Source organism: Halomonas sp. (genome assembly GCF_031581305.1).
Classification (GTDB): Bacteria; Pseudomonadota; Gammaproteobacteria; order Pseudomonadales; family Halomonadaceae; genus Halomonas.
This window is the reverse complement of the sequence record NZ_JAVLBC010000247.1, coordinates 1-4,021: the sequence shown is the minus strand read 5'-3', so window position 1 is coordinate 4,021 and position 4,021 is coordinate 1. Positions and strand designations below refer to the sequence as shown.

The window sequence follows — 4,021 nt, the reverse complement described above, 5'->3', positions numbered from 1 at the left end:
CGGAACCGTGCCGCCCGGATGGCGAAATTGGTAGACGCAAGGGACTTAAAATCCCTCGGTGGCAACACCGTGCCGGTTCGAGCCCGGCTCCGGGCACCAGCTTTCCTGCACCCTTCCGGCAAGCATCGGGCACGACCCTCCAACGGGACGCCGTGTCATGATACTGCCGCGCCTACGTGACCCCTACTTCAATTACCAGCACCGGCGAAAGCTTCATGTGCTGCGTATCGTGTTGGCCCTGTGCCTCACCTTCGGCATCATCGAGTTCTTCGCCATCCAGCACAGTGGCTGGGCGCTGGTCAGCACCATCATGGTGATGGGCAACCTTCCGCATATCGGCGGCGTGCTCGACAAGGGTCGCCAGCGCCTGCTGGGCACCCTGCTCGGTGCCGGCTGGGGCCTGCTACTGATTCTGCTGCCACTGCCCTGGCCAGCACTCGTCCCCGTTGCCGCACTGGCCGGCATCGCCGTCGCCACCTGGGTGACCTTCAGCAACCGGCATGGCTACAGCGGCCTGATGTTCGCCATCAGCCTGCTGCTGGTGATCGGCGACGGCACCCAGCAGCTCGATATCGCCCTGTGGCGGGCCTTCGACGTGCTGCTCGGCACCCTGGTAGGCATCACCGTCACGGTGCTGGTGCTGCCGCAGAAGGCCACCGACATGCTGCGCTTCATGCTCGCCGACAACCTGGACCGCATGGCTCGCCTTTACCATGCCCATACCTCGGCCACGGCGGCCCCCGACATCGATGCTCGGGGCATGCTCAAGGCCACCAGCGGCCTACTGGTCAAGCAACGCGGCCTGGTGGATGCCATCCATCGCGAGCGACGGTTGAGCCGCCACGAGCTGGACGACCTCATCTCGCTGCAACGACGCATGCTCTCCACCATCGAACTGCTGCTCGAGACCCACTGGAGCAGTCGCGACGGACACGAGCGCATCGACGCCATGAGCGGCCTACGCCAGGAGCAGCATGCCCTGGCTCGCGGCATCGGCACCCTGGCCTTCCAGGTACGCACCGGCCAACCGGTCGAGGTGACCATCACCCCCTTCGAGCTCCAGCGACATGCCGAACTGGCCGGCCATGCCCGTGCCAGCGATGGCCGCATGCTCTTCAGTCCCAGCGGCTACCTGTGGCTCAATCGAGAACTGGCGCGTCTCACCACCGACCTTACCCATCGCCTGGGCGGCCTCGGGCGGCTTCCCAGCCGGCGACTGCGCCGCCGAGCCCCCCACCACGGTCTCACCGAAGACCCCTCGGCCATCGCGCGCGACACGACGAAAGAAGGAAAGGCAGATGACAGACGGCAAGCATGAAGTCCTGGTCATCGGCGGCGGTGTCGCTGGACTGGCACTGGCACTGGAGGTTGCCGACCATCGCCGGGTCACGCTGCTGCGACCGGCCAGTGACGACCGGGGCGCCAGCCGCTGGGCCCAAGGCGGCATCGCCGCCGTGCTCTCCCCCCAGGACGACATCGAGGCCCATGTGGCGGACACCCTGGTGGCGGGCGATGGCCTGTGTGACGAGCAGGCGGTGCGCTTCACCGTGGAGCAGGGGCCATCGGCCATCGAATGGCTGCTGTCGCTGGGGGTCCCCTTCACGCCGGACGCCAGCGCTGATGCGAGCTACCCCTACCACCTCACCCGCGAGGGCGGCCATGGCGCACGGCGCATCATCCATGCCGACGATGCCACCGGTCGTGCCGTGATCGAGACCCTCAGGCAGCATGTGGAGGCCCACCCGAACATCGGGCTATACGACACCCTCACCGCCATCGGCCTGATCGGTGACGGCGAAGGACACTGTCGTGGGGTACGTTGCCTGGACGGCTCAGGCCGGTTGCATGAGCTGCTGGCCGAGGACACCGTGCTCGCCACCGGCGGCGCGAGCGGCCTCTATCGCCATACCACCAGCCCCCAGCCGGCCAGCGGCGAGGGCATGATGATGGCCGCCGAGCTCGGCGCCGAACTGATGAATCTGGAGTTCCAGCAGTTCCACCCCACCTGCCTCTACGATCCCGAGGGTCCCGCCTTTCTGATCAGCGAGGCGGTACGCGGCGAGGGGGGGCAGCTGCTCAACGCAGCGGGCGAGCGCTTCATGCCGGCGGTGGATCCCCGAGCCGAGCTGGCGCCCCGCGACATCGTTGCCCGAGCCATCGATGCCGAGATGCAGCGCACCGGCACCGACCATGTCTACCTGGACATTCGTCACCTCGGCGAGAGCGCCATCCGTCATCACTTCCCGACCATCCATGCCCACTGCGCCAGTCGCGGAATAGACATCCTGCACCAGCCGATCCCGGTGGTGCCGGCCGCCCACTACAGCTGTGGCGGAATCACCACCGACCTGGGAGGTGCCAGCACGGTCCCGCGGCTGTACGCCATCGGAGAGGTCGCGTGCACCGGGCTGCACGGGGCCAACCGCATGGCCAGCAACTCCCTGCTGGAGTGCCTGGTCTATGCCCGCAGCTGTGCGCAACGACTGCGCAGCGCCGAGGTGGAGCCGGAGGCCGAGCTGACCCCGGCACACTGGGGCCAGCAGCCCGTTTCCCAGGAGAGCACCGAGGAGATCCGCGAGACGATGCGCCAGCTGATGAGCGCCCGCGTGGCCATCGTCCGCACCGACCAGGGGCTGGGCGAGGCCGCCCAGGACCTGGCGCGGATGCATCATCAGCTCGCTTCCCGGGTAAGGGACGCCGCCCCCTCGGTGCCCCTGGCAAACCTCTGGCATGCACTGCGCCTGGCGCGCCTCACCGTGGCCTGCGCCCGCGCGCGACGCGAGTCTCGCGGTCTTCACTTCAACCCCGACTGCGCGGTCCACGGCGAGACAAACCCGCAGCCCTCACGGATCCGCTTGCAGGCCCTGGAGACGATGTAACACGACCGGCGTGAATCGAGGCATTCAGGGCAGCGGCAGCAGCGCCCGACGCAGGCGACGCAGTGACTCGGTGTCGCTGCTGTCGGGCCACAGCCACAGGCGCCGCCCCTCGACCCTCAATCCGATCAGCCAGGGACCGAGATAGTCGCAATGCAGGCTCACCGAGCGCCAGGCCTGAGCGGCAGAGTCGCGCCATGACCACTCCACGCCGCCCGCCGCCTTCGGCGTAATGCGCAACTGGCCACGCGGGCATTGCCTGGCCAGCGTGACCAGCACCCCACCCAACACCACCACCGCAAGCACACCGGCCCAGGGCGGCGCCACTGCCGACATCAGGCCGGCCACTGCCCCGGCCACCAGGCCATGGGCGGCCAGCGAGAGCCTAGAGGTTACGATAGTGATCGTTGTCGGTGGTCTCGGCATGCTCGACGATCATCTTGACGATGCGCCGCCGCGACGGCTCCTCGGGCCACTCGCGGCGCATCAGCCAAGCGAACAGGTCCTGGTCTTCCTCCGCGATCAGCGAACGAAAGGCCGTACGGTCCGCTTCGCCCAGGTCGCCATAGCACTGCTCGAGGAAGGGAATCAGCAGCAGGTCGAGCTCCCACATGCCGCGCCGCGAGTGCCAGTAGAGACGCTTGCGGAGAGTGGCTTCGGGAGACGAATCATCGTTCAAGGTCGGCCTCGTTGGGTCGGATAAGTGTCCTACCAGTATACCCGAGCCCTGCCCTGCCGGCAGCCCGCTGACGCCTTACTCGCCGCTGACTCGAGAAATGGTCGTAGTGCGTTGTTTTCTCGAGACTTGCACAGTATGCTTTGGAAAAACAACAACGCCCGGATCGCGTCGACCCAGGCAGGACCGCACGGAGTAGAGCCGATGACCAAGTCCGAACTGATCGAACAGATCGCCATGCGACAGCCGGAGCTGTCGGTCAAGGAGGTCGAGGCGGCGGTGCGCCTGATCCTCGACGATATCACCGACACCCTGGCCGAGGGGGGACGCGTGGAGATCCGCGGCTTCGGCAGCTTCTCGCTGCACTATCGGGAGCCCAGAGTGGGTCGCAACCCCAAGACGGGGGAACCTGTCGCACTCGACGGCAAGTTCGTGCCACACTTCAAGCCCGGCAAGGAGCTGCGCGAAC

At 67.1% G+C, this 4,021-nt stretch carries 5 protein-coding genes and 1 tRNA gene; 4 read left to right on the top strand and 2 right to left on the bottom strand.

Going from position 1 to position 4,021, the window contains the following annotated elements:
• Positions 1-12: 12 nt before the first annotated feature.
• The 3 genes from RI841_RS15075 to nadB all read left to right on the top strand — a co-directional run bounded on the left by RI841_RS15075 (position 13) and on the right by nadB (position 2,879).
• Positions 13-99: transfer RNA gene (locus RI841_RS15075), tRNA-Leu, on the top strand.
• A 58-nt stretch (positions 100-157) separates the two neighbouring features.
• On the top strand, positions 158-1,318 hold the full coding sequence (locus tag RI841_RS15070) for an FUSC family protein (protein ID WP_310706452.1): 1,161 nt from the start codon (positions 158-160) through the stop codon (positions 1,316-1,318).
• Positions 1,299-2,879, top strand: coding sequence for an L-aspartate oxidase (nadB, locus tag RI841_RS15065; RefSeq protein ID WP_310706451.1), 1,581 nt, complete (start codon positions 1,299-1,301; stop codon positions 2,877-2,879). Before RI841_RS15070 ends, nadB begins: the two co-directional genes overlap by 20 nt.
• Positions 2,880-2,903: 24 nt before the next feature.
• On the opposite strand, the gene RI841_RS15060 is transcribed toward nadB, so the two are convergent.
• Both RI841_RS15060 and RI841_RS15055 read right to left on the bottom strand, forming a co-directional pair.
• Positions 2,904-3,302: a protein YgfX gene (locus RI841_RS15060; protein WP_310706450.1), complete on the bottom strand. Its 399-nt coding sequence runs from the start codon at positions 3,300-3,302 to the stop codon at positions 2,904-2,906.
• Complete coding sequence (locus tag RI841_RS15055) at positions 3,262-3,555, bottom strand: succinate dehydrogenase assembly factor 2 (RefSeq protein ID WP_310706449.1); 294 nt, start codon at positions 3,553-3,555, stop codon at positions 3,262-3,264. Before RI841_RS15055 ends, RI841_RS15060 begins: the two co-directional genes overlap by 41 nt.
• 201 nt (positions 3,556-3,756) lie before the next feature.
• On the opposite strand from RI841_RS15055, the gene RI841_RS15050 reads away from it, so the two are divergent.
• Positions 3,757-4,021 (top strand): integration host factor subunit beta (locus RI841_RS15050; protein ID WP_310706448.1); only part of this gene is annotated, 265 nt, incomplete at its 3' end.

Excerpts from the sequence above, each read along its gene's own strand:
- RI841_RS15060 (WP_310706450.1), bottom strand. The coding sequence starts at position 3,302 with ATGCCGAGACCACCGACAACGATCACTATCGTAACCTCTAGGCTCTCG.
- nadB (WP_310706451.1), top strand. The coding sequence starts at position 1,299 with ATGACAGACGGCAAGCATGAAGTCCTGGTCATCGGCGGCGGTGTCGCT.
- RI841_RS15070 (WP_310706452.1), top strand. The coding sequence starts at position 158 with ATGATACTGCCGCGCCTACGTGACCCCTACTTCAATTACCAGCACCGG.